The sequence below is a fragment of the Streptomyces sp. NPDC024698 genome (assembly GCF_055559015.1).
Genome location: NZ_JBVHLK010000002.1, coordinates 233,618 through 257,554, shown reverse-complemented (window position 1 = coordinate 257,554; position 23,937 = coordinate 233,618). Strand labels below are relative to the sequence as shown.

Annotated in this window: 19 protein-coding genes; 10 read left to right on the top strand and 9 right to left on the bottom strand. The window is 68.9% G+C overall.

Annotation, left to right across the window (positions count from 1 at the left end):
* Positions 1-12 precede the first annotated feature (12 nt).
* The 4 genes from ACZ4AA_RS05595 to ACZ4AA_RS05580 are packed head-to-tail and all read right to left on the bottom strand — an operon-like array spanning position 13 to position 3,962.
* Positions 13-783, bottom strand: a complete 771-nt coding sequence (locus tag ACZ4AA_RS05595) for a succinate dehydrogenase/fumarate reductase iron-sulfur subunit (protein ID WP_467595831.1) — start codon at positions 781-783, stop codon at positions 13-15.
* Positions 780-2,753 (bottom strand): fumarate reductase/succinate dehydrogenase flavoprotein subunit, encoded by a 1,974-nt coding sequence (locus ACZ4AA_RS05590; RefSeq protein ID WP_467595828.1) that lies wholly within the window; start codon positions 2,751-2,753, stop codon positions 780-782. Before ACZ4AA_RS05590 ends, ACZ4AA_RS05595 begins: the two co-directional genes overlap by 4 nt.
* Before the next feature lie 18 nt (positions 2,754-2,771).
* Positions 2,772-3,593: a hypothetical protein gene (locus ACZ4AA_RS05585; protein ID WP_467595825.1), complete on the bottom strand. Its 822-nt coding sequence runs from the start codon at positions 3,591-3,593 to the stop codon at positions 2,772-2,774.
* Positions 3,594-3,638: 45 nt separating this feature from the next.
* Entirely contained in the window at positions 3,639-3,962 is a 324-nt protein-coding gene (locus tag ACZ4AA_RS05580; protein ID WP_467595824.1) for a hypothetical protein, read from the bottom strand.
* Positions 3,963-4,432: 470 nt separating this feature from the next.
* Here ACZ4AA_RS05580 and ACZ4AA_RS05575 point away from each other — a divergent pair, with 470 nt between their 5' ends.
* The 7 genes from ACZ4AA_RS05575 (at position 4,433) to ACZ4AA_RS05545 (ending at position 16,088) form a co-directional block, all read left to right on the top strand.
* Positions 4,433-6,907 carry an ABC transporter family substrate-binding protein gene (locus ACZ4AA_RS05575; RefSeq protein WP_467595821.1) on the top strand — a complete coding sequence of 825 codons (2,475 nt, stop codon included), beginning with the start codon at positions 4,433-4,435 and terminating at the stop codon, positions 6,905-6,907.
* 182 nt (positions 6,908-7,089) lie between these two features.
* Positions 7,090-9,003, top strand: coding sequence for a translational GTPase TypA (gene typA, locus ACZ4AA_RS05570; protein WP_467595818.1), 1,914 nt, complete (start codon positions 7,090-7,092; stop codon positions 9,001-9,003).
* A 759-nt stretch (positions 9,004-9,762) separates the two neighbouring features.
* Positions 9,763-10,797: an ABC transporter permease gene (locus ACZ4AA_RS05565; protein ID WP_467595813.1), complete on the top strand. Its 1,035-nt coding sequence runs from the start codon at positions 9,763-9,765 to the stop codon at positions 10,795-10,797.
* 156 nt (positions 10,798-10,953) lie between these two features.
* On the top strand, positions 10,954-12,762 hold the full coding sequence (locus ACZ4AA_RS05560; RefSeq protein WP_467595809.1) for an ABC transporter substrate-binding protein: 1,809 nt from the start codon (positions 10,954-10,956) through the stop codon (positions 12,760-12,762).
* Positions 12,763-12,856: 94 nt separating this feature from the next.
* Positions 12,857-13,837 carry an ABC transporter permease gene (locus ACZ4AA_RS05555; protein WP_467595804.1) on the top strand — a complete coding sequence of 327 codons (981 nt, stop codon included), beginning with the start codon at positions 12,857-12,859 and terminating at the stop codon, positions 13,835-13,837.
* A gap of 9 nt (positions 13,838-13,846) precedes the next feature.
* Positions 13,847-14,908 carry an ABC transporter ATP-binding protein gene (locus ACZ4AA_RS05550; protein ID WP_467595801.1) on the top strand — a complete coding sequence of 354 codons (1,062 nt, stop codon included), beginning with the start codon at positions 13,847-13,849 and terminating at the stop codon, positions 14,906-14,908.
* A 13-nt stretch (positions 14,909-14,921) separates the two neighbouring features.
* A complete protein-coding gene (locus tag ACZ4AA_RS05545; protein ID WP_467595798.1) occupies positions 14,922-16,088 on the top strand; it encodes an ABC transporter ATP-binding protein in 1,167 nt (388 codons plus the stop codon).
* Between the two features lie 94 nt (positions 16,089-16,182).
* Here ACZ4AA_RS05545 and ACZ4AA_RS05540 read toward each other — a convergent pair whose 3' ends face one another.
* On the bottom strand, positions 16,183-16,917 hold the full coding sequence (locus ACZ4AA_RS05540; protein ID WP_467595795.1) for a class I SAM-dependent methyltransferase: 735 nt from the start codon (positions 16,915-16,917) through the stop codon (positions 16,183-16,185).
* Positions 16,918-17,071: 154 nt separating this feature from the next.
* Between ACZ4AA_RS05540 and ACZ4AA_RS05535 the strand changes: the two genes are divergently transcribed.
* The 3 genes from ACZ4AA_RS05535 to ACZ4AA_RS05525 all read left to right on the top strand — a co-directional run bounded on the left by ACZ4AA_RS05535 (position 17,072) and on the right by ACZ4AA_RS05525 (position 18,504).
* On the top strand, positions 17,072-17,506 hold the full coding sequence (locus ACZ4AA_RS05535) for a VOC family protein (RefSeq protein ID WP_467595792.1): 435 nt from the start codon (positions 17,072-17,074) through the stop codon (positions 17,504-17,506).
* A gap of 81 nt (positions 17,507-17,587) precedes the next feature.
* Positions 17,588-18,100 carry a DinB family protein gene (locus ACZ4AA_RS05530; RefSeq protein ID WP_467595789.1) on the top strand — a complete coding sequence of 171 codons (513 nt, stop codon included), beginning with the start codon at positions 17,588-17,590 and terminating at the stop codon, positions 18,098-18,100.
* 2 nt (positions 18,101-18,102) lie between these two features.
* Positions 18,103-18,504, top strand: a complete 402-nt coding sequence (locus ACZ4AA_RS05525; protein WP_467595787.1) for a VOC family protein — start codon at positions 18,103-18,105, stop codon at positions 18,502-18,504.
* 407 nt (positions 18,505-18,911) lie between these two features.
* Here the strand turns inward: ACZ4AA_RS05525 and ACZ4AA_RS05520 are convergent, their stop codons facing one another.
* The 4 genes from ACZ4AA_RS05520 to ACZ4AA_RS05505 form a co-directional block, all read right to left on the bottom strand.
* A complete protein-coding gene (locus ACZ4AA_RS05520; protein ID WP_467595784.1) occupies positions 18,912-19,958 on the bottom strand; it encodes an ABC transporter ATP-binding protein in 1,047 nt (348 codons plus the stop codon).
* 26 nt (positions 19,959-19,984) lie between these two features.
* Positions 19,985-21,022: an ABC transporter ATP-binding protein gene (locus ACZ4AA_RS05515; RefSeq protein WP_467595782.1), complete on the bottom strand. Its 1,038-nt coding sequence runs from the start codon at positions 21,020-21,022 to the stop codon at positions 19,985-19,987.
* A gap of 73 nt (positions 21,023-21,095) precedes the next feature.
* Positions 21,096-22,076, bottom strand: a complete 981-nt coding sequence (locus tag ACZ4AA_RS05510) for an ABC transporter permease (RefSeq protein ID WP_467595779.1) — start codon at positions 22,074-22,076, stop codon at positions 21,096-21,098.
* 97 nt (positions 22,077-22,173) lie between these two features.
* Positions 22,174-23,937, bottom strand: coding sequence for an ABC transporter substrate-binding protein (locus ACZ4AA_RS05505; protein ID WP_467595774.1), 1,764 nt, complete (start codon positions 23,935-23,937; stop codon positions 22,174-22,176).

Sequence of the window (23,937 nt, the reverse complement as noted above, 5' to 3'; positions counted from 1 at the left end):
CCCGACCCCGGTCTACGTCCGCCGTCTGCCGATCTTCGAGCCCAGCCACACGAGCGGGTCGTACTTGCGGTCCACGGCCCGTTCCTTCAAGGGGATCAGCGCGTTGTCGGTGATCTTGATGCCCTCGGGGCAGACCTCCGTGCAGCACTTGGTGATGTTGCAGTAGCCGAGACCGTGCTCGTCCTGGGCCGTGGCCTTGCGGTCGAGGCCGGACTCCGCCGCCGCGTCCAGCGGGTGCATGTCCAGCTCCGCGACCCGCATCAGGAACCGCGGGCCCGCGAACGCCGGCTTGTTCTCCTCGTGGTCGCGCACCACATGGCAGGTGTCCTGGCACAGGAAGCACTCGATGCACTTGCGGAACTCCTGCGACCGGTCGACGTCCTCCTGCATCATCCGGTACTCGCCGGGCCCGACACCGGCGGGCGGAACGAAGGCCGGGACCTGTCGCGCCTTGTCGTAGTTGAAGCCGACGTCGGTCACCAGGTCCCGGACGACCGGGAAGGCGCGCAGCGGGGTGACGGTGATCGTCTCCTCCCTGCCGAACACCGACATCCGCGTCATGCACATCAGCCGCGGCCGGCCGTTGACCTCCGCCGAGCACGAACCGCACTTGCCCGCCTTGCAGTTCCAGCGCACGGCGAGGTCGGGGGCCTGGGTCGCCTGGAGCCGGTGGATGATGTCGAGCACCACCTCGCCGTCGTTGACCTCGACCCCGAAGTCCTCCAGGCCGCCGCCCTTCACGTCCCCGCGCCACACCTTGAAGCGGGCTTCGTAGCTGCTCACTCGTACAGCTCCTCTTCGGCGAGGTACTTGACCAGCTCCTCCTTCTCGAAGAGGGCGAGCAGGTCGGAACGGATGGGCTGGGTCGTCTCGTTCACCAGGTCGATCTGTCCGGCCACCGGATCGGTCGCGGCCAGCCCGCCGGTCGGATCGGCCGGCCGGCACAGCAGGTTGATCCGGCGCCAGGAACGCTCCATCGCCGGGTGGTCCTCGCGGGTGTGCCCGCCGCGCGACTCCGCGCGCTCCAGCGCCGCCCGTGCCACGCACTCGCTGACCAGGAGCATGTTCCTGAGGTCGAGGGCGAGGTGCCAGCCCGGGTTGAACTGACGGTGGCCCTCGACCCCGGCCCGGCGCGCCCGTACCCGCAGCTCGGCCAGTTTCTCCAGGGCCCGCTCCATCTCGCCCTCGCGGCGGATGATGCCGACCAGGTCGTTCATGGTCTGCTGGAGCTCCTGGTGCAGGGTGTACGGGTTCTCGGGCGGCTGCGCTGCGAGGGCGGCGCCCGCGGCCGGCGCGGCGGGGACGGACTCGGGACCCTCGGCCGAGAAGGGCCGCAGCGCCTCCGCGGCGGCCGCGTCGACCTGGACGTCGTCCACGGGCGGGCGGGAGCCGGGGCCGGTGAGACCGGCCGCGTACTCCGCCGCGTGCCAGCCGGCCCGCCGCCCGAACACCAGCAGATCGGAGAGGGAGTTGCCGCCCAGCCGGTTGGAGCCGTGCATACCGCCCGCGACCTCACCGGCCGCGAACAGCCCGGGCACCCCGCGCGCCGCCGCCGTGTCCGAGTCGACCGCGATGCCGCCCATCACGTAGTGGCAGGTGGGCCCGACCTCCATGGCCTCCGCCGTGATGTCGACGTCGGCCAGCTCCTTGAACTGGTGGTACATGGACGGCAGCCGGCGTTTGATCACCTCGGAGGGCATCCGGGTCGACACGTCGAGGAAGACGCCCCCGTGGGGCGAGCCGCGGCCCGCCTTCACCTCGGAGTTGATGGCCCGTGCCACCTCGTCGCGCGGCAGGAGTTCCGGAGGACGCCGGTTGTGGTCCGGGTCCTCGTACCAGCGGTCGCCCTCCTCCTCCGACTGCGCGTACTTCTCCTTGAAGACGTCGGGGATGTAGTCGAACATGAACCGCTTGCCCTCGGAGTTGCGCAGCACCCCGCCGTCGCCGCGCACCGACTCGGTGACGAGGATGCCCTTGACCGAGGGCGGCCAGACCATGCCGGTGGGATGGAACTGCACGAACTCCATGTTCAGCAGCGGCGCCCCGGCGAGCAGCGCCAGCGCGTGCCCGTCGCCGGTGTACTCCCACGAGTTGGACGTCACCTTGAAGGACTTGCCGATCCCGCCGGTGGCGATCACCACCGAGGGTGCCCCGAGGACGAAGAAGCGCCCGGACTCGCGCTCGTAGCAGAACGCCCCGGAAACCCGCTCCCCGTCCTTCAATATCCTTGTGACGGTGCACTCCTGATAGACCTTCAGGCGCGACTCGTAGTCACCGGTCTCCTTCATGTCCTCCTGCTGGAGGGACACGATCTTCTGCTGGAGCGTGCGGATCAGTTCGAGCCCGGTGCGGTCGCCGACGTGGGCCAGGCGCGGATACTCGTGGCCGCCGAAGTTGCGCTGCGAGATGCGCCCGTCCTTCGTCCGGTCGAACAGGGCGCCCCAGGTCTCCAGTTCCCAGACCCGGTCCGGTGCTTCACGGGCGTGCAGCTCGGCCATCCGCCACTGGTTGAGGAACTTGCCGCCGCGCATGGTGTCGCGGAAGTGGACCTGCCAGTTGTCGCCGGAGTTCACATTGCCCATGGCGGCCGCGATGCCGCCCTCGGCCATCACCGTGTGGGCCTTGCCGAACAGCGACTTGCAGATCACCGCCGTACGGGCGCCGCGCTCGCGTGCCTCGATCGCGGCACGCAGTCCGGCGCCACCGGCACCGACCACGACGACGTCCCACTCCTGTCGGTCGACCACGGACATCAGGGGGTTCCATCCGATCTAGAAGAAGCGCGGATCGTCGAAGGCGCCGGACGCGACCAGGTACACATAGAAGTCGGCGAGCGCCACGCTCACCAACGACGCCCAGGCCAGCAGCATGTGACGGGCATTCAGCTTTCCGACCCACTGCCACATCCGGTACCGCACGGGATGCTTGGAGAAGTGCTTGAGCTTCCCGCCGACGATGTGCCGGCAGGAGTGGCAGGAGAGGGTGTACGCCCAGATCAGTGTGATGTTCACCAGGAACACCAGCGAGCCGAGGCCCATGTGACCCCAGGCGTAGTGCTCGTCGCGGAAGGAGAGCACGGTGTCGTACGTGAGGATGCCGGCGACGACGAGGGCCGCGTAGAAGAAGTACCGGTGGACGTTCTGGAGGATCAGCGGGAAGCGCGTCTCGCCCGAGTACTTCTTGTGCGGCTCGGCCACCGCGCAGGCCGGGGGGCTCGCCCAGAAGCCCCGGTAGTAGGCCTTGCGGTAGTAGTAGCAGGTCAGCCGGAAGCCCAGCGGGAAGACCAGGATGATGATCGCGGGGGAGATGCCCCACCAGCTCCCGAACAGGTCCGCGTTCGGACCGGAGCGCATCGTCCCGCACCGCTCGGCCAGACAGGGCGAGTAGAACGGCGAGACGTAGGGCGCCGCGTAGTAGTGCGTGTCCGAGAAGGCCCGCCACGTCGAGTACACGACGAAGGCCAGCAGCCCGGCCGCGGTGGCGGCGGGCGCCAGCCACCAGCGGTCGGTCCGCAGGTGCGGGGCGGCGATCGCGGCGCGGGTACCGGTGCGTACACCGCCGCTGTTCAGATGAGGTTCCGTACCAGTGGCCAACTTCGCACTCCGGTCGGGTTCGGGGGCGCGCCGCCGTCGGGGGCGCTAGTGGGAGGGACCGTGGTGCGCGCCGAGACCCTCGTCGTCGGAATCGGTCCACAGGGAGCTGTCGTACGGGGTGTCGGAGACGGTCACCAGGTCGGGCAGCCTGCCGGAGGCGGACACCGCAGGCCCGGGCCCGGTGGGGCGCCTGGGGGAGGGTCCGGCGGCCTCGCGCAGCAGCGCGAGGCTCTCCCGCAGACGGTCGGCGTCGGCGCGCACGCGGCGCATCTCCAGACCGGCACCCATCTGCTGTTCCAGGCGCCGCACCGACCGGTGCAGATCGTCCAGGCAGCGCTGGACTGACGTCAGGTCGTCGTGCACGGACATGACTTGCCCTCACTTCCGTGGGCCCCGCGGCCTTCAGGCGGCAACGTTCATGCGCCTGCGAGTGTTGCGCGTCACCCGCACCCGTGTGAAGGCGTGTGCACGGATTGGCGGCCCGCGCGCTCCAGAACGGCTTCCGCGCGCCGGTTCACCCGCCCCGCGCCGGCCGGTCTCCCCGCGCGTCCCGGAGCGGCACCGAGGGCCGGGCGGCAGGCCGGACGGCGTGCGGGGGCGGGCGCGTGGGCCGTGCCCTTCTGCGCGGTGGGTCCGGGTCCCGGCCTCGGCGCGGCCCCGGCGCGGTTCCGGATTGCGCCGCACGAGTGGGGTTCCCGCGCCCGTCGCCGTGTCGCCGTCGCCCCTCCGCCGGACTGCTCTTCAGTTGGCACGTAGATCGGATCAACTCACTAATACCGCCGAACGGGACCAGGAAGAGACCAGCCCCCGCGGCGGAGCGTCCCCCGGAGGTTGCAGTGATGTCCCACGAAGGCGTCGGACTGCGCGCGGTGATGCGCTCGGCCGCATTCCTCGCCGCGGGCGTACTCGCGGTACCCGCCCTGTCCGCGTGCAGTGCGGACGACGAGGCGGACAGGCCTGTGGCCGTGCAGGACATCGCGCCCGCGTCCCGTGACCTGATCGCCGACGGCGGCACCCTGCGCTGGGCCGTGGACGCCGTGCCGGCCACGCTGAACGCGTTCCAGGCGGACGCGGACGCCGCGACCTCGCGGGTAGCGGGCGCCGCCCTGCCCTCGATGTTCCGTCTTGACGCCAACGGGCGTCCGCAGATCAACTCCGACTATCTGGAGTCGGCGAAAGTCGTGGGCACCTCGCCCAAGCAGGTCGTGCTGTACAAGCTCGACCAGCAGGCCGTGTGGAGCGACGGACGCGAGATCGGCGCCGCCGACTTCGCCGCGCAGTGGCGCGCCCTGTCCGGCAAGGACTCCGCGTACTGGACGGCACGCAACGCGGGCTACGACCGGATCGAGAAGATCGAGCGGGGCAAGAGCGACCTGGAGGTCCGCGTCACCTTCAGCAGGCCATACGCCGACTGGAAGGCGCTGTTCTCGCCGCTGTACCCGAAGGACGTCATGGGGACCGCGGACTCCTTCAACGACGGGGCGCGGCGCGCGCTCAAGGTCAGCGCGGGCCCCTTCGCGGTGAAGACGGTCGACCGCAAGACCGGCCAGGTCCGCCTCACGCGCAACGCGCGCTGGTGGGGCCGCCCGAGCAAGCTCGACGAGATCGACCTGGTGGCCGTCGCCCGTGACAAGCGGGCCGAGGCGCTCGCCGACGACGAGCTCGACCTGGCCGAGATCGACCCCGCGGAGGCCGAGCGCGTCACCCTCGCGGCCCGGCACAAGGACGGCGCCCCCTTGCAGGGGGCCTCCGCCACGGACGGGCGCCACACGGCCGGGACGAAGAGCGGGAAGGAACCGTCCGGGAAGAAGGCCGGGAAGAGCGAGTCCGAGGAGGAGGACGGGAAGAACCCGGCGGACGAGAGCACCGGACACGAGAAGAGCGAGAAGAGCGACAAGAGCGAGAAGAAGCACGGGAAGAGCGACGCGTCCGAGAAGAAGGACGAGGGCGCGAAGCGCGAGAAGGACCCGTCCGGGAAGAAGGACGAGGGCGCGAAGGGCGACAGGAGCGACGACGGCGAGCGGGGCGACGAGAGCGGGAAGGGGGAGGCGGGCGCCGAGGGAACCGGCGCGAAGGACGCGGCCTCCTCCGGGTCGGCGCTGAAGGACTTCGTGGTCCGCAAGTCACTCGAACCCGCCTACACCCAGCTCGCCCTCAACGGCTCCGAGGGCCCTCTCGCCGACGAGCGCGTGCGCCGCGCGGTGGCCCGTGCCCTGGACCGCAGGGAACTCGCCCGGGTCGTCCTCCAGCCGCTCGGTCTGCCCGCCGAACCGGTCGGCAGCCATCTGGCCCTGGCCGGACAGGCCGCGTACGCCGACAACAGCGGAGCCCTCGGCAACCAGGACGCCGCCGAGGCGCGGGCGCTGCTCGCGGACGCCGGATGGGTGCCGGGCGGGCCGGTCACGGAGCAGAAGAAGACCGAGAAGGCCGCCGGGTCCAAGGGCAGGAAGGCGGACACCGGCGCGGACGACAGGCCGGGCGCGGGCGGGACCTACGACCTCGGCGAGGACGACAAGCCCGCCGGCGCCCCCCGCGAGCCCGCGCAGGACCCCAAGGACCACGCGGGCAGGCAGGAGCGGCAGGCCAGCGCGATGCAGGGCGCCCACACGGACGAGCAGGCCGCCCGGCATCTGGACGGACGGCAGTACCCCGGGCAGGGCGGGCTTCCGGGGGCGTACGCGCCCAAGGGGACGGCCGCTCCGGCGGGCGCCACGGCGGCTCCCGCGGGTGCCGCGTCCAACGTCCTCGCCAAGGACGGCAAGCCGCTGACGCTCCGCTTCGTCGTGCCCTCGGGCGCCGGCTCGGAGTCCCTGCGTCTCGTGGCCGACCGGATCGCACGGATGCTCCAGCGCATCGGTGTCCGTACGGACATCACCAAGGTCTCCGACGACAGCTACTTCAAGGACCACATCGCCTCGGGGCAGTACGACCTGGCGCTCTACTCGTGGCCCGCCTCCGCCTTCCCGGCCACCGACGCCCGCCCGATCTACGCCAAGCCCGTCCCGGCGGCGGACGGCTCGCTGAGCGTCGAGCAGAACTACACCCGCGTCGGCACCGACCAGGTCGATCAGCTCTTCGACCAGGCGCTCTCGACGCTGAACGAGGACAAGGAGCGCTCCCTGGTCCGCAAGGCGGACGCCCGGATCTGGGCCGCCGCCGGCTCCATCCCTCTCTACCAGCGCCCTCAGCTGGCCGCCGCCCGCATCGGCCTGGCGAACACCGGAGCCTTCGGATTCCAGACCCCGGTGTACGAGGACATGGGCTTCCTGAAGAAGGGCGCCAAGCCGTCGGCGAGCCCGTCGAAGAGCCGGTGACCTGCGCCTGAACGGCCCCGGCCCGCCCTGTGGCGGGCCCGGGCCGTGTAGGCCCCGGTAACCCTGCGGAGGCCGCTTCTGTCAAGGCCCCGTACGATGGGGTAAGGCCGTGGCGTGTTCAGCCCGGCAGTGGCCCCGCGGATGCGGAGGCCGTCCACTCACTCCGGGAGAAGCGCCTCACTATGGCCACGCGCCACGACATCCGCAACGTCGCCATCGTCGCCCACGTCGACCACGGCAAGACCACCCTGGTCGACGCCATGCTCAAGCAGGCCGGTGCCTTCGCCGCGCACGCCGCAGAGTCGCTGGACGACCGCATGATGGACTCGAACGACCTGGAACGTGAGAAGGGCATCACGATCCTGGCGAAGAACACGGCGGTCAAGTACCACCCGAAGGATGGCGGCGACGTCATCACGATCAACATCATCGACACCCCCGGCCACGCCGACTTCGGTGGTGAGGTCGAGCGCGGTCTGTCGATGGTGGACGCGGTCGTCCTGCTCGTCGACGCCTCCGAGGGTCCGCTGCCGCAGACCCGCTTCGTGCTGCGCAAGGCGCTCCAGGCCCGCCTGCCCGTCATCCTGTGCATCAACAAGACGGACCGCCCGGACTCGCGCATCGAAGAGGTCGTGAACGAGGCGTACGACCTCTTCCTCGACCTGGACGCCGACGAGGAGCAGATCGAGTTCCCGATCGTCTACGCGTGTGCGCGTGACGGCGTGGCCTCGCTGACCAAGCCGGAGGACGGCACCGTCCCGGCCGACAGCGACAGCCTGGAGCCGTTCTTCACCACGATCCTGGAGTCCGTCCCGGCCCCGTCCTACGACGAGGCCGCGCCGCTCCAGGCCCACGTGACCAACCTGGACGCCGACAACTTCCTCGGCCGTATCGCGCTGCTGCGCGTCGAGCAGGGCGAGCTGCGCAAGGGCCAGACCGTCACGTGGATCAAGCGCGACGGCACGATGTCCAACGTGCGCATCACCGAGCTGCTGATGACCGAGGCGCTCACCCGCAAGCCCGCCGAGGTGGCGGGCCCCGGTGACATCTGCGCCGTCGCCGGTATCCCGGACATCATGATCGGCGAGACCCTGGCCGACCCGGAGAACCCGATCGCGCTGCCGCTGATCACGGTCGACGAGCCGGCGATCTCCATGACCATCGGCACGAACACCTCGCCGCTGGTCGGCCGTGGTGGCACGGGCAAGGGCGCGGACGCCAAGGCCGCGGTCAAGGACAAGGACCGCAAGGTCACCGCCCGCCAGGTCAAGGACCGTCTCGACCGCGAACTGGTCGGCAACGTCTCCCTCCGCGTGCTCGACACCGAGCGCCCGGACGCCTGGGAGGTCCAGGGCCGTGGTGAGCTCGCGCTCGCCATCCTGGTCGAGCAGATGCGCCGCGAGGGCTTCGAGCTGACCATCGGCAAGCCGCAGGTGGTCACCCAGGTCATCGACGGCAAGGTCCACGAGCCGGTCGAGCGCATGACGATCGACGTGCCCGAGGAGCACATGGGCGCGGTCACGCAGCTCATGGGCGTCCGCAAGGGCCGTATGGACAACATGTCGAACCACGGCTCCGGCTGGGTCCGCCTGGAGTTCGTCGTCCCGTCCCGCGGCCTCATCGGCTTCCGGACCGAGTTCCTGACCGGTACGCGCGGCACCGGCATCGCCCACTCCATCCACGAGGGCCACGAGCCGTGGTTCGGCACCCTGACGACCCGTAACAACGGTTCGCTGGTCGCCGACCGCGCGGGTGCCGTCACCGCGTTCGCGATGACGAACCTCCAGGAGCGCGGTGTGCTGTTCACCGACCCCGGCACCGAGGTGTACGAGGGCATGATCGTCGGCGAGAACTCGCGCGCCGACGACATGGACGTGAACATCACCAAGGAGAAGAAGCTCACGAACATGCGGTCCGCCGCCGCCGACTCGTTCGAGGCGATCGTCCCGCCGCGCAAGCTCTCCCTGGAGCAGTCGCTGGAGTTCTGCCGCGACGACGAGTGCGTCGAGGTGACCCCGGAGTCCGTTCGCATCCGCAAGGTCGTTCTCGACCAGAAGGAGCGCGGCCGCTCCGCGAGCCGCGCCAAGCACGGCTGATCCACCGGACCCGCCGGCCCGGACCACCCGGTCCGGCCGGCTGATCCGAAGGCGACCTGAGCCCGGGTGCCCCCGCATGGGGGCACCCGGGCTTTTTCGTCACCTGTTTTCCGTCCCCCCGTGTCCGAAATGCGGTGTGGCCCGACCGATAGGCATGTAACACGTCCGTTTCGGGGGCTTCTCCCGCAGATCATTTTGTCCAGATAACGGAAGATGTACGCGGCAGCTGTGATGGAACCGAGACCTAAAGGCTGTGGTCGGTTATCTGGCTCATGTCAGATAGTTAGCCGCGTAACGCTCGGGTCAATGGGTCATGCGCTGTGGGGACAGCGCCGACTCACGAGCACAGTGGGGTACTTGATCCTCCGTCAGGGGTGTCGGAGGTCAGCCAGTACCCCTCCTGTCCGTGCACCGGTTGAGTCATGAGGAGGTACCCATGTGCGGTGTCATCAGCGCCCTGTGGGTCACATCGTCCCCTGCGGTCCGCGACGACGGCGCGGAGTTCCGAGCCCGGATCCGCGCCCGAGCGCACTGACGCGGGGCCGGCGTCGACATCCGGCCCGACGGACCGTGCCGTGGTTTCACCTACGCGCGTCCCGCTGGGGTTTCCGGACGTCTGCCGGGCGATTGACGTCTCTTCTGAACCGAACGGTGGCCGGGCACGCCAGGTGACGGCCGCCGGCTCGGCACAGCCTGATCCGCTCCGGCGGACCGGCGGTGCCGGGTACGGCACACCCACACTTGCGGAATGGGCGAATTGTGACGAGTCCTATCGAGACTGAGGACGGCGCGGAACCGGTCGTCGTGCACGGCGGGCAGGCGGCGACCACGAAACCCGAGGGCGATCCGCTCGTCGGCCGGTCTCCCGGCCGGCTCATGTGGATCCGTTTCAAGCGGGACCGCTCGGGGGTCATCTCCGCCTACGTCGTGGGGTTCTTCTTCCTGATCGGGGTGCTCGCCCCGCTGATCGGCAAGCTGTACGGCAAGAATCCGTACACGGTGTACGCGGACGAACGCCCCGAGCTCTTCGACAGCGCCGGTGTGCCGCTCCAGCCCAACGGCGGTATCAGCAGCGAGTTCTGGTTCGGCCTGGAGCCGGGCAACGGCTACGACGTCTTCACCAAGCTGATCTTCGGCATCAGGACCTCGCTGATGATCTCCGTGGCGGTGACGGTCACGGTCGTGCTCACCGGCATCCTGCTGGGCGTCACCGCCGGCTACATCGGCGGACGGGTCGACTACGGCATCAGCCGTGTCATCGACTTCCTGCTGGCCTTCCCCTCGCAGCTGTTCTTCATCGCGAGCATGCCCGTCGTGGTCTCGCTCTTCGTGAGCCCGCGCGACGAGACACCCACCTATGTGCGGGTGATCGCGCTGATCGCCGTCCAGTGGGCCCTCGGCTGGATGAGTCTCGCCCGCATCCTGCGCGGAACCGCACTCGCCCTGCGCGAGCGGGAGTTCATCGAAGCGGCCAAGGTGAGCGGGGCCTCACCCTGGCGGATCATCCGCAAAGAGGTGCTGCCCAACGTGGTGACACCGCTCCTGGTGCAGACCACCTATCTGCTCCCCAACTTCGTGACGATCGAGGCGGGTCTGTCGTTCCTCGGCGTCGGGATCGTCGAACCGACGCCCGACTGGGGCCAGATGTTCTCCAAGGCCTCGACGGAACTCGTCCTCCAGAACGACATCACCTACATGTTCTTCCCGGGCGTCTCGATGATCATTTTCGTCGTCGCGTTCAACCTGCTCGGGGATTCGGTCAGGGACGCCTTCGATCCCAAGACGGCTCGCTGATCACAGAGTTGTGGGCGCCTTCGCCCCGATCACGAACGGCATCTCCACAGCACGTCAAGGTCCTGTCACAGGTCCGAAGACCGCAGAGCGCAACTCACCGGCACCACAGGTGCACTTGTTCGCACCGGTGACAACAGATGGGTAGGAATCTGAGTGATGAGTAGGGGCGGACGCCACGCATACGCCGCAATCTCTGTGCTCGCGGCGGGAGCTCTCGTGCTCACCGGTTGCAGCAAGGGCGGCAGCGACAAGGGGAACAACAACAACAAGGACAAGGAGAACGCGCAGCGGCAGCAGGCCTCGATCAAGTTCGGTGGCGCCGCCGAATCCACCGGACCCGCGGCCGATGTACCCGGCGCGAAGAGCGGCGGCACGATGGAGGTGCTCCAGCGTGACAGCTACGCGCACCTCGACCCGGCCCAGATCTACGTCTCCGACGAGGGCTCCCTCGCCACGCTGATCCACCGTGGTCTGACCGGATACAAGTCCACGAGCAACGACGGCTCCAAGCACGAGATCGTCGGCGACCTCGCCACCGACTCCGGCACCACGACGGACGGCGGCAAGACCTGGAAGTACACGCTCAAGGACGGCATCAAGTTCGAGGACGGCTCGGCGATCACGTCCAAGGACGTCCGCCAGACCTTCGAGCGCCTCTTCGCCCCGTTCATCAACCAGGGCCCGCCCTACATCCAGCAGTGGCTCGCCAACAGCCCGGGCGCGGACTACCGCAAGCTGCTGAAGGACGGCCCCTACAAGGGCAAGCACCTGCCGGACAGCATCCTCCAGACGCCGGACGCGAAGACCGTCGTCTTCAAGTTCCAGACGCCGCACCCCGACCTGCCGTACGCCCTCGCCATGGCGGGCTACGCGGTCGTCTCGGCCAAGGGCGACACCAAGACGAAGTACGACCGGGCGCCCGTGACGACCGGACCGTACAAGATCCAGTCGTTCAAGTCCGGCAAGTCGATGGTCCTCGTGAAGAACACCAACTGGGACCCGAAGACGGACCCGATCCGTCACCAGTACGTGGACCAGTTCAACATCACGTTCAACCAGCAGTACGAGACGTCCACCAAGACGCTGCTCGCGGACACCGGCGCCGACCAGGCCGGCGTCAGCTTCAACAACCAGGTCGACGCGGGCAACCTCTCCAAGGTCCTCGCCGACCCGAAGATGAAGTCCCGTACGGTCTCGGGCTTCCAGCCCTACGTCGGCCAGATGAACATCAACATGACCCACCCGGCGCTCCAGGACAAGAAGGTCCGCGAGGCCATCGCCTACGCCCTGCCGATCACGCCGTTCGTGCGTGCCTACGGCGGCACCGACGCGATGGAGGTCGCCGGCGGTCTCATCAGCCCGACCGTCAGCGGCTACGACGCCTCCTTCGACCCGTTCGGCAAGAAGAAGAAGCCGGCCGGTGACCCGGAGAAGGCCAAGGCCCTGCTGAAGGAAGCCGGCAAGGTGGGCATGAAGCTGACCTTCGGCTACATCAACACCCCCGAGGGCCAGCAGTACTCCACCGCCATGGCGGCCGGTCTCCAGAAGGCGGGCTTCAACGTCCAGCGCCAGGAGATCCCGGCCGAGACCTACTACGACCAGGTCGGCAAGGTCGACAACAACTACGACATCTTCCACACCGCGTGGGGTGCCGACTGGCCGTCCGCCTCGACCGTGATCCCGCCGCTGTACGACGGCCGCGCGATCGCCGACGGCGCGCAGAACTACTCGCACGTCAACGACCCCAAGGTGAACGCGGACATCGACCGCATCAACAAGATCACCGACCCGGTCAAGGGCGCGGCCGAGTGGGAGAAGGTCGACCAGTACCTGGTCAAGGACGTCGTCAACGTCGTCCCGACCGCGTACTACAAGCAGTCCCAGATCGCCGGCTCCAAGGTCGGCGGCCTGGTCTACGACGACGTGATCGGTGGCGTCGACCCGCGTCGCCTGTTCGTCAAGTAACCGTCGCCCTGACGGGGCCCGGCGCGCTCGCCCTCGGCGGGGCAACCGCGCCGGGCCCCGCCGGGCCCGCTGACGTCTGAGAGCTGCCCCTGCCATGCTGCGCTTCCTCATTCGCCGGACACTCGGCGCCGCCGTCATTCTCTTCCTGCTGAGTATCGTCGCGTTCCTGCTGTTCTTCGGGATGCCGAGGGATCCGGGCCTGCTGATGTGCGGCAAGACCTGCACGCCCGCCAACCTCGCGAACATCCATCATGTGCTCGGCCTCGACAAGTCGATCCCCGAGCAGTACTGGATCTTCCTGCACAACCTCGTGCTGGGCAGCAACGGATTCGACCAGGGGCCGTGCCCCGCCCCCTGCTTCGGGTACTCGTACCACACCAACGAGGCCGTCTGGGGCACGCTGATGGACCGCCTGCCCACCACGGTGTCGCTGACCCTGGGGGCCGCGGTGTGCTTCCTGATCGTCGGCCTCGGCACGGGCATGCTCTCCGCGTGGAAGCGCGGCACGCTCGTGGACAAGACGGTCACCGCCGGCGCGATGGTGCTCAGCTCGATGCAGATCTACTTCCTCGGCCCGCTGGCCCTGGCGGCTCTCGTCTACCAGAGCCACCTCTTCGACAAGCCCGCCTACAACGACTTCACCGCGAACCCGATCAGCTGGTTCAGCGGACTGATCATCCCCTGGGTGATCCTGTCCACGATCTTCGCCTCGCAGTACACCCGTATGGCGCGCTCGTCGATGATCGAGCAGCTCCAGGAGGAGCACGTCCGCACCGCGCGGGCCAAGGGCATGTCCCGCAAGTACGTCTTCTTCCGCTACGCCTGGCGCGGATCGCTGATCCCCATCGTCACCATCTTCGGCATCGACCTCGGCTCGCTGCTGGGCGGCGCGATCATCACCGAGTACACCTTCGGACTGCCCGGCCTCGGCAAGCTCGCCGTCGAATCGGTGTTCTTCAGCGATCTGCCGCTGCTGCTGGGCGTGATGCTCTTCTCCGCCGCCATGATCCTTCTGTTCAACATCATCGTGGATGCCTGCTACGCCTTCATCGACCCGCGCGTGCGGCTGTCCTAGGAGCAATCCGTGACCACTCTGACCAAGGAATCGGGCGCCGGCACCCCGGCCGACCCGGGTGCCTTCCTCTCGGTGCGCGACCTGTACGTCCGGTTCAAGACCGAGGACGGTGTCGTCAAGGCCGTCGACGGGCTCTCCTTCGACCTCGAACGGGGCAAGACCCTCGGCATCGTGGGGGAGTCGGGCTCCGGCAAGTCGGTGACCAACCTGACGATCCTCGGCCTGCACAACCCGATGTTCACGAGCATCGAGGGCGAGATCGTGCTCGACGGGCAGGAGCTGATCACCGCCCGTGAGACGGAGTTGGAGAAGGTGCGCGGCAACAAGGCCGCGATGATCTTCCAGGACCCGCTGACGGCCCTCTCCCCGTACTACACGGTGGGCCGGCAGATCGCCGAGCCGTTCTGGAAGCACACCGGGGCCTCGAAGAAGGCCGCCTGGGACCGCGCGGTGGAGATGCTCGGCAAGGTCGGCATCCCCAACCCCAAGGAACGGGCGAAGGACTATCCGCACCAGTTCTCCGGCGGTATGCGCCAGCGCGCGATGATCGCGATGGCGCTGGTCTGCGACCCCGACCTGCTGATCGCCGACGAGCCGACCACCGCGCTCGACGTCACCGTGCAGGCCCAGATCCTCGACCTCCTGAAGAACCTCCAGCAGGAGTTCGGCTCGGCCATCATCTTCATCACGCACGACCTCGGCGTCATCGCCGACATGGCCGACGACATCATGGTGATGTACGCGGGCGGGGCGGTGGAACGCGGCACGGTGAACGAGGTGCTGCGCGCGCCCCAGCACCCCTACACCTGGGGCCTGTTGAACTCGATGCCGCGGCTGGACTCGGACCTCGACACCCCGCTGGCCCCCATCCCCGGCTCGCCGCCCTCCCTGCTGAGGCCGCCGTCGGGCTGCCGGTTCCACCCCCGCTGCACCTTCCAGGGCGAGGTCGGGGGCGCGCGGTGCGTGGACGAACTCCCGCTGCTGCCGGCGGGCCGGGGCGGCGCGTGCCACCTCACGGCCGAGCAGAAGCGGACCATTTTCATCGAGCAGATCAAGCCCCGGCTGCGGTAGGGAGAAGAGCGTCATGAAGGAAGACGTCGAGAAGGACGTCACCGCGGGCGCCGCCACGCTGCCCGCGCCGCGCGCCGCCGGGGCCGACGGCTCCGCCGAGCCGCTGCTGGTGGTCGAGAAGCTCGTCAAGCACTTCCCGGTCAAGGGCGGCTTCCCCATCCGGCGCACCATCGGCGCGGTGCAGGCCGTGGACGGCATCGACCTCACCGTGAACGTGGGCGAGAGCTTCGGTCTTGTGGGGGAGTCGGGCTGCGGCAAGTCGACGACAGGGCGCCTGATCACCCGCCTTCTGGAGCCGACGGGCGGCACCATCAGGTACCGCGGCCGGGACATCAGCCACGCCAGCCGCAAGGAGCTGGCGCCGGTCCGCTCCGAGATCCAGATGATCTTCCAGGATCCGTACTCGTCGCTGAATCCGCGCCAGACCGTCGGCAAGATCATCTCCGCGCCGATGGAGGTCAACGGGATCGACCCGCCCGGCGGCCGGGAGAAGCGGGTCCGTGAGCTGCTGGAGATCGTCGGTCTCAACCCCGAGCACTACAACCGCTTCCCGCACGAGTTCTCCGGCGGCCAGCGCCAGCGCATCGGCGTGGCCCGCGCGCTGGCACCCGAGCCCAAGCTGATCGTCGCGGACGAGCCGGTCTCCGCCCTGGACGTCTCCATCCAGGCGCAGGTCGTCAACCTGCTCCAGAAGGTGCAGAACGAACTGGGCATCGCGTTCCTGTTCATCGCCCACGACCTCGCGGTGGTACGGCACTTCTCGCAGCGTGTCGCCGTCATGTACCTCGGCAAGGTGATCGAGGTCGGCGACCGGAGCTCGATCTACACCCGGCCCCGCCACCCCTACACCCACGCCCTGCTCTCCGCCGTGCCCGAGGTCGAGCTGGAGGAGTCCGACAAGGCCCCCCGGGAGCGCATCAGGCTCGCCGGCGACGTGCCGTCCCCCATCTCCCCGCCCTCGGGCTGCCGCTTCCGCACCCGCTGCTGGAAGGCCGAGGACAAGTGCGCCCAGGAGGAGCCGCCGCTGGTCCGCCTGTCGGGCAACCGCGAGGGGCATCTGACGGCGTGCCACTTCCCGGAGGACCCGACCACCGAGGCGCGCGACGAGGACATCGTGCTGGACCCGGCACTGGTGGCCCTGGAGGAAACGCCCCAGGGCGGGTCCGCGAGTCCCGCCTGACCGCGGATGCGCCCCAGGGCGACCCGCCTACCGAGAGGGGCCCGCAGCCGTCGCGCGCGGGCCCCTCTCCGCGTACGGGCGGGACTCCGTCCGGTCAGGCCCGGGCCGCGACCGTGATGATCTCGGGCGCGGTGGGGGAGGGCGGGCGGCGCCCCCAGTCCCCGTACTGCTCGCGCACGACGAGCCCGGCCCCGGCGAGGAACTCCCCCAGGGCGTCGGCGCCCAGGAACCGCAGCGTGCTGCGGCTGACCCGCGGGCACCCCCAGTGCGCGTGCTCGAACGTCTCGCGGAACGTCACGCGGTCCCCGATCACCGGCGTCTCCACCTCGTGCCGGACCCGTACGGCGTTCCCGTGCACGTCGCTCACCTCGCGCGCCCGGTCCGGCCGCCAGGTCTCCCACGCCCGGGCGCCGGGATTGCGGGTCTCGAAGACGAACCGCCCGCCGTCGCCGAGAGCCTGACGTACGGCGCTCAGCGCGGAGCGCACCTCCTCGTCGCCCAGGAGCACCTGGAACGCGTGCCCGGTCATCACCACGAGGTCGAACTCCCGCTCCCAGCGCACCGACCCGAGGTCGCCGAGCACCCACTCGACGTCCGCCTGCCCCCGCGCCTGCACCAGCATGGCCGCCGCGGGATCCAGCCCGCACAGACGCCCCGTGTGACCGGTCTCCCGGGCACGTGTCAACAGGCGCCCCGTCCCGCAGCCGACGTCGAGCACGGACCCCGCGGCCATCACCAGATCCAGGTAGAAGTCGTCGCTCGGCCCCCAGGGATTCAGCGCGTCGTACAGGGAGGCGAGCGAGACGTCACTGAACGAACGGTCAGTCATCGCAGCAGTCTGTCAGCCCGCCGGGCCATCCGAAACCGTTGATCGGGAAGGATTCCGGTGAGCGAGTGGCCGGAAAGAATCGCAGGTTGAACGGGTGGTACAAGGGAGCCGGGAGACGACCGGCTCCTTCGCCGCTCACGAGAATCGGGACCAGATGCTGCACCACATCGAGCTGTGGGTACCGGACCTGGCGCGTGCCGTGCGCTCCTGGGGCTGGCTGCTGGAGCGGCTCGGGTACGCGCCGTACCAGGACTGGCCGGACGGCCGCAGCTGGCGGCTGGGGGAGACCTATCTCGTCTTCGAGCGGTCGCCCGCCCTGACCGGCGACCGTCACGACCGGCTGCGCCCGGGCCTGAACCACCTCGCCTTCCACGTCGCGAGCCGCGCCGAGCTCGATGCGCTCGTCGCCGAGGCCCCGGCGCACGGCTGGACGCTGCTGTTCCCCGACCGCCATCCCCACGCGGGCGGCCCGGGCCACTGGGCGGCCTATCTGGAGGACACCGACGGGTTCGAGGCGGAACTGGTCGTCAGGCAGGACGCGCCGCCGGGCGACGGCGTCGGCGGGCAACAGCCTTCGCACGAAGGGTAGTTCGCGTCATCAAGCAGGGTGATCGCCCTGCTGTTCTTATTCGCTCGACATCGGCGGGGCGGCCCGCAATGCTTCACCCCGATGACTTCACAGAAACGAACGGACAGGCCTCAGGCCTGGGACGAGCGTACCCAGCTGACCACCTTCCTCGACTACGCCCGAGCCACCGCCCGCGACAAGTGCGAGGGCGTGTCGGCGGAGGACGCCCGCAAGGCTCCGCTGCCCGGCTCCCCGCTGATGACGCTGAGCGGGCTGATCAACCATCTGCGCTGGGTCGAGTACTACTGGTTCCAGGTGGTCTTCCTCGGCGAGGAGGACAAGGGGCCCTGGACGGACGAGGATCCCGACCGCGAGATGCGTGTCGCCGTCGACTTCCCGCTGTCGCTGCTGCTCGACGAGTACGAGGAACAGAGCGCCCGCTACCGCGAGCTGGTGGCGGAGCACGACCTCGACGCGAAGGCCGAACGGCCGGGCCGCGACGGCACCCGTGTCGACCTGCGCTGGATCGTCCTCCACCTCGTGGAGGAGACCGCCCGGCACAACGGCCACCTCGACATCCTGCGCGAACTGGCCGACGGCCGGACGGGAGACTGACCATGGCGGAAGCCCCGGCGTCGCACCCCACCATCCGTACGATCACCTTCGACTGCACAGGCGATCCCTACGAGGTCGGGCTGTTCTGGAGCGGGCTGCTCGGCCGGCCGCTCCACGACGACGACAAGCCCGGTGACCCGGAGGCGGTGATCGAGGACCCGTCGGGCGGCCCGACCCTCCTGTTCGTCCAGGTCCCCGAGAGCAAGACGGTCAAGAACCGCGTCCACCTCGACCTGACCCCGCACGGCCGCACCCGCGACGAGGAGGTCGAACGCGCCCTGACCCTCGGCGCCCGCCACGTCGCGGACCACATCCGCCCCGACGGCGGCGGCTGGGTCCTCCTCGCGGACCCGGAGGGCAACGAATTCTGCGTGGAACGCGGCCCGTCGGAGATGGGCGGCTAAGGGCTGTCCCGTAATCCCCGGTGGATCAGCGCACGGCGTCAGATGCGGTGCATCGCAAGGCGGAGGGTCGTCCTCATACTGGGCGTATTCGGGCGATCCGACAACGCGGCGAGGTGCCGTAGCTGTCGTCGTGTGCCCGCCGGGGATTACGGGACAGCCCTTAGGGCCTGTCGTTTGGATCAGTTCGCAGACGCAGAGTAGTCCCGTCGATGCCCTGCGACCTGATCCGAACGACACGCCCTAGGGGCGAAGATCCGATGCGGTCGCCGTCCTGCCGCCTGCACGGCGAAGGCCCGCACACGAGTGGGTGCGGGCCTTCGGTTCCCCTGGAACCGGCGTTCATGGGCTCGGGTCAATGGGCCGGGAAAGACGGTTCCTCAAGGGGGCGGCTGACGAAAAGGGGTGTGTCAGACCGCCGCCTCGGGGTCCTTGGCGAGACGCTGGGCCGGGATGGTCTCCTTCGTCTCCGGGTAGTGGCAGGCCGTCAGGTGGCCGTCGCTGCTGCCCGAGATCTGCACCAGCGGCGGAGCCTCGGTCGCGCACTTCTCCGTCGCCTTCCAGCAGCGGGTGCGGAAACGGCAGCCCGACGGCGGGTTGAGCGGCGAGGGGACGTCACCCTTGAGCAGGATGCGCTCACGGGACGGGACGTCGTCCGCGGTCGCCTCGGGAACGGCGGACATCAGCGCGCGCGTGTACGGGTGACGCGGGTTGTCGTACAGGTCCTCGCGGTTGGCGACCTCGACGATCTTGCCGAGGTACATCACCGCGACGCGCTGCGAGAAGTGCCGCACGATCGCGAGGTCGTGGGCGATGAACAGGAACGCGATGCCCAGGTCCCGCTGGAGGTCCTGGAGCAGGTTGACGACCTGCGCCTGGATGGAGACGTCGAGCGCCGAGACCGGCTCGTCCGCGACGATCAGCTTCGGCTGAAGCGCGAGCGCGCGGGCCACGCCGATGCGCTGACGCTGGCCGCCGGAGAACTCGTGCGGGAAGCGGTTGTAGTGCTCGGGGTTGAGACCGACCGTCTCCAGCAGCTCACGGACGCGCTTCTCGTGGCCGCCGGGCGGGTTGATCCCGTTGATCTCCATCGGACCCGAGATGATCTTGCCGACCGTCTGCCGCGGGTTGAGCGAGGCGTACGGGTCCTGGAAGATCATCTGGATCTCGGAGCGGACCGGCGCCAGCTGCTTGCGGTTGGCGTGCGTGATGTCCTGGCCGCGGTACTTGAGGCTGCCGCCGGTGGGCTCCAGCAGACGCGTGACCAGCCGGCCCGTCGTCGACTTGCCGCAGCCGGACTCGCCGACCAGACCGAGGCTCTCGCCCTCGGCGATCTGGAAGTCGAGACCGTCCACGGCCTGGACCGCGCCGATCTTCCGCTTGAAGGGGAAGCCGCCCATCACCGGGAAGTGCTTGGTCAGTCCGGTGACGTCCAGGAGGGGGTTCGTGTTGCTCATGATCGTGAAGTCCCGTCTCAGTTACGTCAGTGCGACCGGGTCGCGGCGTAGTCGGCGAAGAAGTCGCGGCGCTGGTCCGCCGTGAGGTGGCAGGCGGCACCGCGCCCGTCGGTGACCTGGAGCGGCGGCTGCTCGGTGGAGCAGAGGCCGCCGGTGACCTTCTCCGCGAAGGTGCACCGCGGGTGGAAGCGGCAGCCGGACGGCGGGTTGAGGAGCGAGGGCGGCGAGCCGGGGATCGGCGACAGCGGCACGTCGACCGGTCCGTCCAGACTCGGCATCGAGCCCAGCAGGCCCCAGGTGTAGGGGTGCTGCGGCGCCCGCAGCACCTCCTTCTTGGTGCCCCGCTCCACGCACCGGCCGCCGTACATCACGAGCACGTCGTCCGCGATGTCGGCGATGACGCCGAGGTCGTGCGTGATGAAGATGATCGCGGTGCCGAACTCCTGCTGGAGGTCCTTGAGCAGGTCCATGATCTGGGCCTGCACGGTCACGTCGAGCGCGGTGGTCGGCTCGTCCGCGATCAGCAGCTCGGGGTCGCAGACCAGCGCCATCGCGATCATCGCGCGCTGGCGCATACCGCCGGAGAACTGGTGCGGGTAGTCGTCCACCCGGACGTCCGGCTGGGGGATGCCCACGCGCCGCAGCATCTCGATCGCCCGCGCCCGGGCCTCCTTCTTGGAGGCACCGGTGTGCTTGCGGTACGTCTCGCCGATCTGCCGGCCGATGGTGTGGTACGGCGACAGCGAGGCCAGCGCGTCCTGGAAGATCATCGACATCTTGTTGCCGCGCAGCCGCTCCAGCTCCCGCTCGGAGGCGGTCAGCAGCTCCTTGCCGTCGAGCAGGATCTCGCCGTCGATGGCGGTGCGGTCGCGGTCGTGCAGGCCGAGGATCGTCAGGTTCGTGACGGACTTGCCCGAGCCCGACTCGCCCACGATGCCGAGCGTCTTGCCCTTGGCCAGGTCGAAGGTGAGACCGTCGACGGCCTTGACGACGCCGTCTTCGGTGGAGAAGTGGACCTTCAGATCCCTGACGGACAGGAAGGGCTGCTGATCGGTGCTCGTCACGGGGACGCTCCTGGGGGGTGATGCGAGGGGTAGCTTGCGGGTCGGCGGGTGGAACGGCGGCGGGGCGCCGGGGTCAGGCGAGCCGGATCCGCGGGTCGATGAAGGCGTAGACGGCGTCCACGAGGATGTTGAAGAAGACGATCGCCCCGGAGGCCACCATGGTCACGGCGAGCAGCATCGGCAGGTCGTTGGCGTCCACGGCGGTCACGGCGAGCTTGCCGATGCCCTGGAGGCTGAAGACCGACTCGGTGATGATGGCGCCGCCGATCAGGGTGCCCAGGTCGATGCCGAAGATCGTGACGATCGGACCCATCGCTCCGCGCCAGGCGAAGCGGAAGAACACCGCGCGCCGGGACAGGCCCTTGGCGCGGGCCGTGCGCACGTAGTCCTCGCTGAGCTGCTCCACCAGCTGGGAGCGCGTCATACGGGTGTAGTTCGCGGTGAAGATGATGGAGAGCGTCAGCCAGGGCAGCAGCAGACCGCCGGCCCAGGCGGCCGGGTCGTCGGTGAACGGCGTGTACGAGGGCTGCTCCAGGATGCCGAGCTGCTGGACCAGGAAGTACATCGCGATGTAGCCGACGAAGTAGATCTGGAGCGAGGAGCCGATCAGCGAGAACGAACTGGCGATCTTGTCGGCGGCCTTGCCCTGCTTGACCGCGGCGATCATGCCCGTGCCGACACCGATGATGAGGAAGAAGACCGAGGCGCCGAGCGCGAGGGAGATCGTCGTCGGCATGCGGTCCATGATCGTGCCCAGAACCGGCTCGCGGTTGGTGAACGAGAAGCCGAGGCAGGGCGCGTTGCAGTTGCCCAGACCGCCGTAGTCACGCCCGATGAAGATGCCCTCCAGCCAGTGCCAGTACTGCACCGGAAGCGAGTCGGCGATCCCGAGGTTGTGCCTGACCTGCTCCAGCAGCTCCTTGGTGCAGACCTTGCCGCACGCCATGCGGGCGGGGTCACGCGGGAGCGCGTAGAAGAGCATGAAGGTGACGGCGCTGATGATCAGCAGAATCACCAGTGCGCCGATCACACGGCGGACTAGAAAACGGAGCATGGCGTGACTTTCCGGACGGGGCGCCGTCGCCGGGAGCGTGGGGTGGGGGTGAGAGAGACCGGGGCGGCGGCACGGTGGCCGCCGCCCCGAAGCAGGATCAGGCCTGTGCGGCGTAGACCTTGCCCAGTGCGATGCAGGTGTTGCCGGAGTCGTAGATCACGCCGCCGACCTTGGAGCCGTGGAAGTAGTTGCGGATCGGGTTGTAGTCCGGAACCACGGCGGCGAGCTGCATGATCTGCTCGTCGATGTCGCCCCACATCTTGGCGGCCTTCTTCGAGTCGGGCTCGATCGTGGCGGCGGCGATCGCCTTGTCCACGCTCGCGTCCTTCAGCTGCGGCCAGTTGACACCGCCGTCGGCGATCTGGCTGCTGTCGAAGCAGGGCTGGATGACCGCGTAACCGGACGGCCAGTCCGGGCCCCAGCCCGCGGCGAACATGTCGTACTGGTTGTCCAGCTGACCGATCTGGCTGTAGAAGGAGGTCTTGTCGACCTGCTTCACGACCGGGGTGAAGCCCGCCTTGGTCAGCGCGGTCTTGATCGCGACGGCCTGCTTGACCGCGTTGTCCGACTGCTGCATGGCGACGACGATGCGCTGGCCCGTCTTGCCGGCCTCCTTGAGAAGGGACTTGGCCTTCTCGGGGTCACCCATCGGCTTGGTCTTCTTCTCGTAGAGGTCGAAGTCCTTGTGACCCGGGGTGAGCGGGCTGATGATCGTGGTGGCGGTCGCCGTGGAGAGCGAGCCACCGCGGATCTGCTGGAGCTGCTTCGAGGGCCACGCGAAGTTGAGCGCCTGGCGCACCTTGGCGTCGGTGACGCGCTTGGTGTTGATCGCGAAGTAGTAGCAGGTGGTGTCGACCTGCGTCAGGACGCGCTTCTTGAGCGTCGGGTCCGTCATGACCTTCTGGATGCGCTCGGCGGCGACCTCGTTGAGCAGCGACAGCGTGAACTGGTCGTTGCCCTGGTCGGCGATGTAGCGGTCCGTGGAGGCCAGCGACTGGAAGCCGAACTGGAACTCGAACTTGTCCGGGTACGCGTTGCGCAGCGGGTCCGTCTCGGCGACCCAGTGGGTGTTGCGGACCAGCGACGCGCCCTTGCCGATGCTGCGGCTGGCGATCTTGTAGGGGCCGCAGGAGAAGGGGCGCTTGTCGTACTTCTCCTTGGTGTCGTGCTTCTTGGGCACGATGGAGAAGCCGCGCATGGCGACCATGAAGTTGAAGTCGGCGTGGGCCTCCTTCAGCTTGAACGTGATGGTCTTGCCGCTGACCTCGATGGAGTCGAGGTGCTTGCCGCCGTAGGGGCCCTTGTACTTGTCGCCGCCGATGAGCCAGCCCTGCGGGTAGCGGGGGCCCTGGGTGACGAAGGAGGCGAAGAGGCGCTCGAAGGTCCAGCGCACGTCCTCGATCGTGACGTCGGCGCCGTCCTCCCACTTCACGTTGTCCTTCAGCGTGAAGGACCAGGTCTTGCCGCCGTCGGCCGCGGTGCCGGCGTCCGTGGCGAGGTCACCCACGAGGGTGGTGCCGCCCTTGGAGTCGACCTTGTAGCCGGTCAGGCCGCGCAGGAACAGGACCGAGCAGGAACCCTCGTACGAGGAGTAGAGCTGCGCCGGGTCCAGGTGGTCCCAGTCGATCTGGTCGAGCGTGTAGATCGTGCCGCCCTTGACCGCGCCGGTGACCTCGGGGGCCGGGCCGGTGGAGTCCGCCTTGGTGCCGACCGCGATGGTGGCCGCCTTGGCCTTCGCCACGGACGGGGCCTTGTTGCTGCCGCTCCCGCCGCCATTGCCGCTGCTGCACGCGCTCAGCACCGTGGTGGCACCGGCGGCCACACCAGTGGCTATGAGGAAGTTTCTGCGGGAAAAGGACAT

Bases quoted from the DNA above. Each gene is read 5' to 3' on its own strand.
- ACZ4AA_RS05590 (WP_467595828.1), bottom strand. From the start codon at position 2,753: ATGTCCGTGGTCGACCGACAGGAGTGGGACGTCGTCGTGGTCGGTGCC.
- ACZ4AA_RS05580 (WP_467595824.1), bottom strand. From the start codon at position 3,962: ATGTCCGTGCACGACGACCTGACGTCAGTCCAGCGCTGCCTGGACGAT.
- ACZ4AA_RS05575 (WP_467595821.1), top strand. From the start codon at position 4,433: ATGTCCCACGAAGGCGTCGGACTGCGCGCGGTGATGCGCTCGGCCGCA.
- typA (WP_467595818.1), top strand. From the start codon at position 7,090: ATGGCCACGCGCCACGACATCCGCAACGTCGCCATCGTCGCCCACGTC.
- ACZ4AA_RS05560 (WP_467595809.1), top strand. From the start codon at position 10,954: ATGAGTAGGGGCGGACGCCACGCATACGCCGCAATCTCTGTGCTCGCG.
- ACZ4AA_RS05555 (WP_467595804.1), top strand. From the start codon at position 12,857: ATGCTGCGCTTCCTCATTCGCCGGACACTCGGCGCCGCCGTCATTCTC.
- ACZ4AA_RS05545 (WP_467595798.1), top strand. From the start codon at position 14,922: ATGAAGGAAGACGTCGAGAAGGACGTCACCGCGGGCGCCGCCACGCTG.
- ACZ4AA_RS05540 (WP_467595795.1), bottom strand. From the start codon at position 16,917: ATGACTGACCGTTCGTTCAGTGACGTCTCGCTCGCCTCCCTGTACGAC.
- ACZ4AA_RS05535 (WP_467595792.1), top strand. From the start codon at position 17,072: ATGCTGCACCACATCGAGCTGTGGGTACCGGACCTGGCGCGTGCCGTG.
- ACZ4AA_RS05530 (WP_467595789.1), top strand. From the start codon at position 17,588: ATGACTTCACAGAAACGAACGGACAGGCCTCAGGCCTGGGACGAGCGT.
- ACZ4AA_RS05525 (WP_467595787.1), top strand. From the start codon at position 18,103: ATGGCGGAAGCCCCGGCGTCGCACCCCACCATCCGTACGATCACCTTC.
- ACZ4AA_RS05520 (WP_467595784.1), bottom strand. From the start codon at position 19,958: ATGAGCAACACGAACCCCCTCCTGGACGTCACCGGACTGACCAAGCAC.
- ACZ4AA_RS05510 (WP_467595779.1), bottom strand. From the start codon at position 22,076: ATGCTCCGTTTTCTAGTCCGCCGTGTGATCGGCGCACTGGTGATTCTG.
- ACZ4AA_RS05505 (WP_467595774.1), bottom strand. From the start codon at position 23,937: ATGTCCTTTTCCCGCAGAAACTTCCTCATAGCCACTGGTGTGGCCGCC.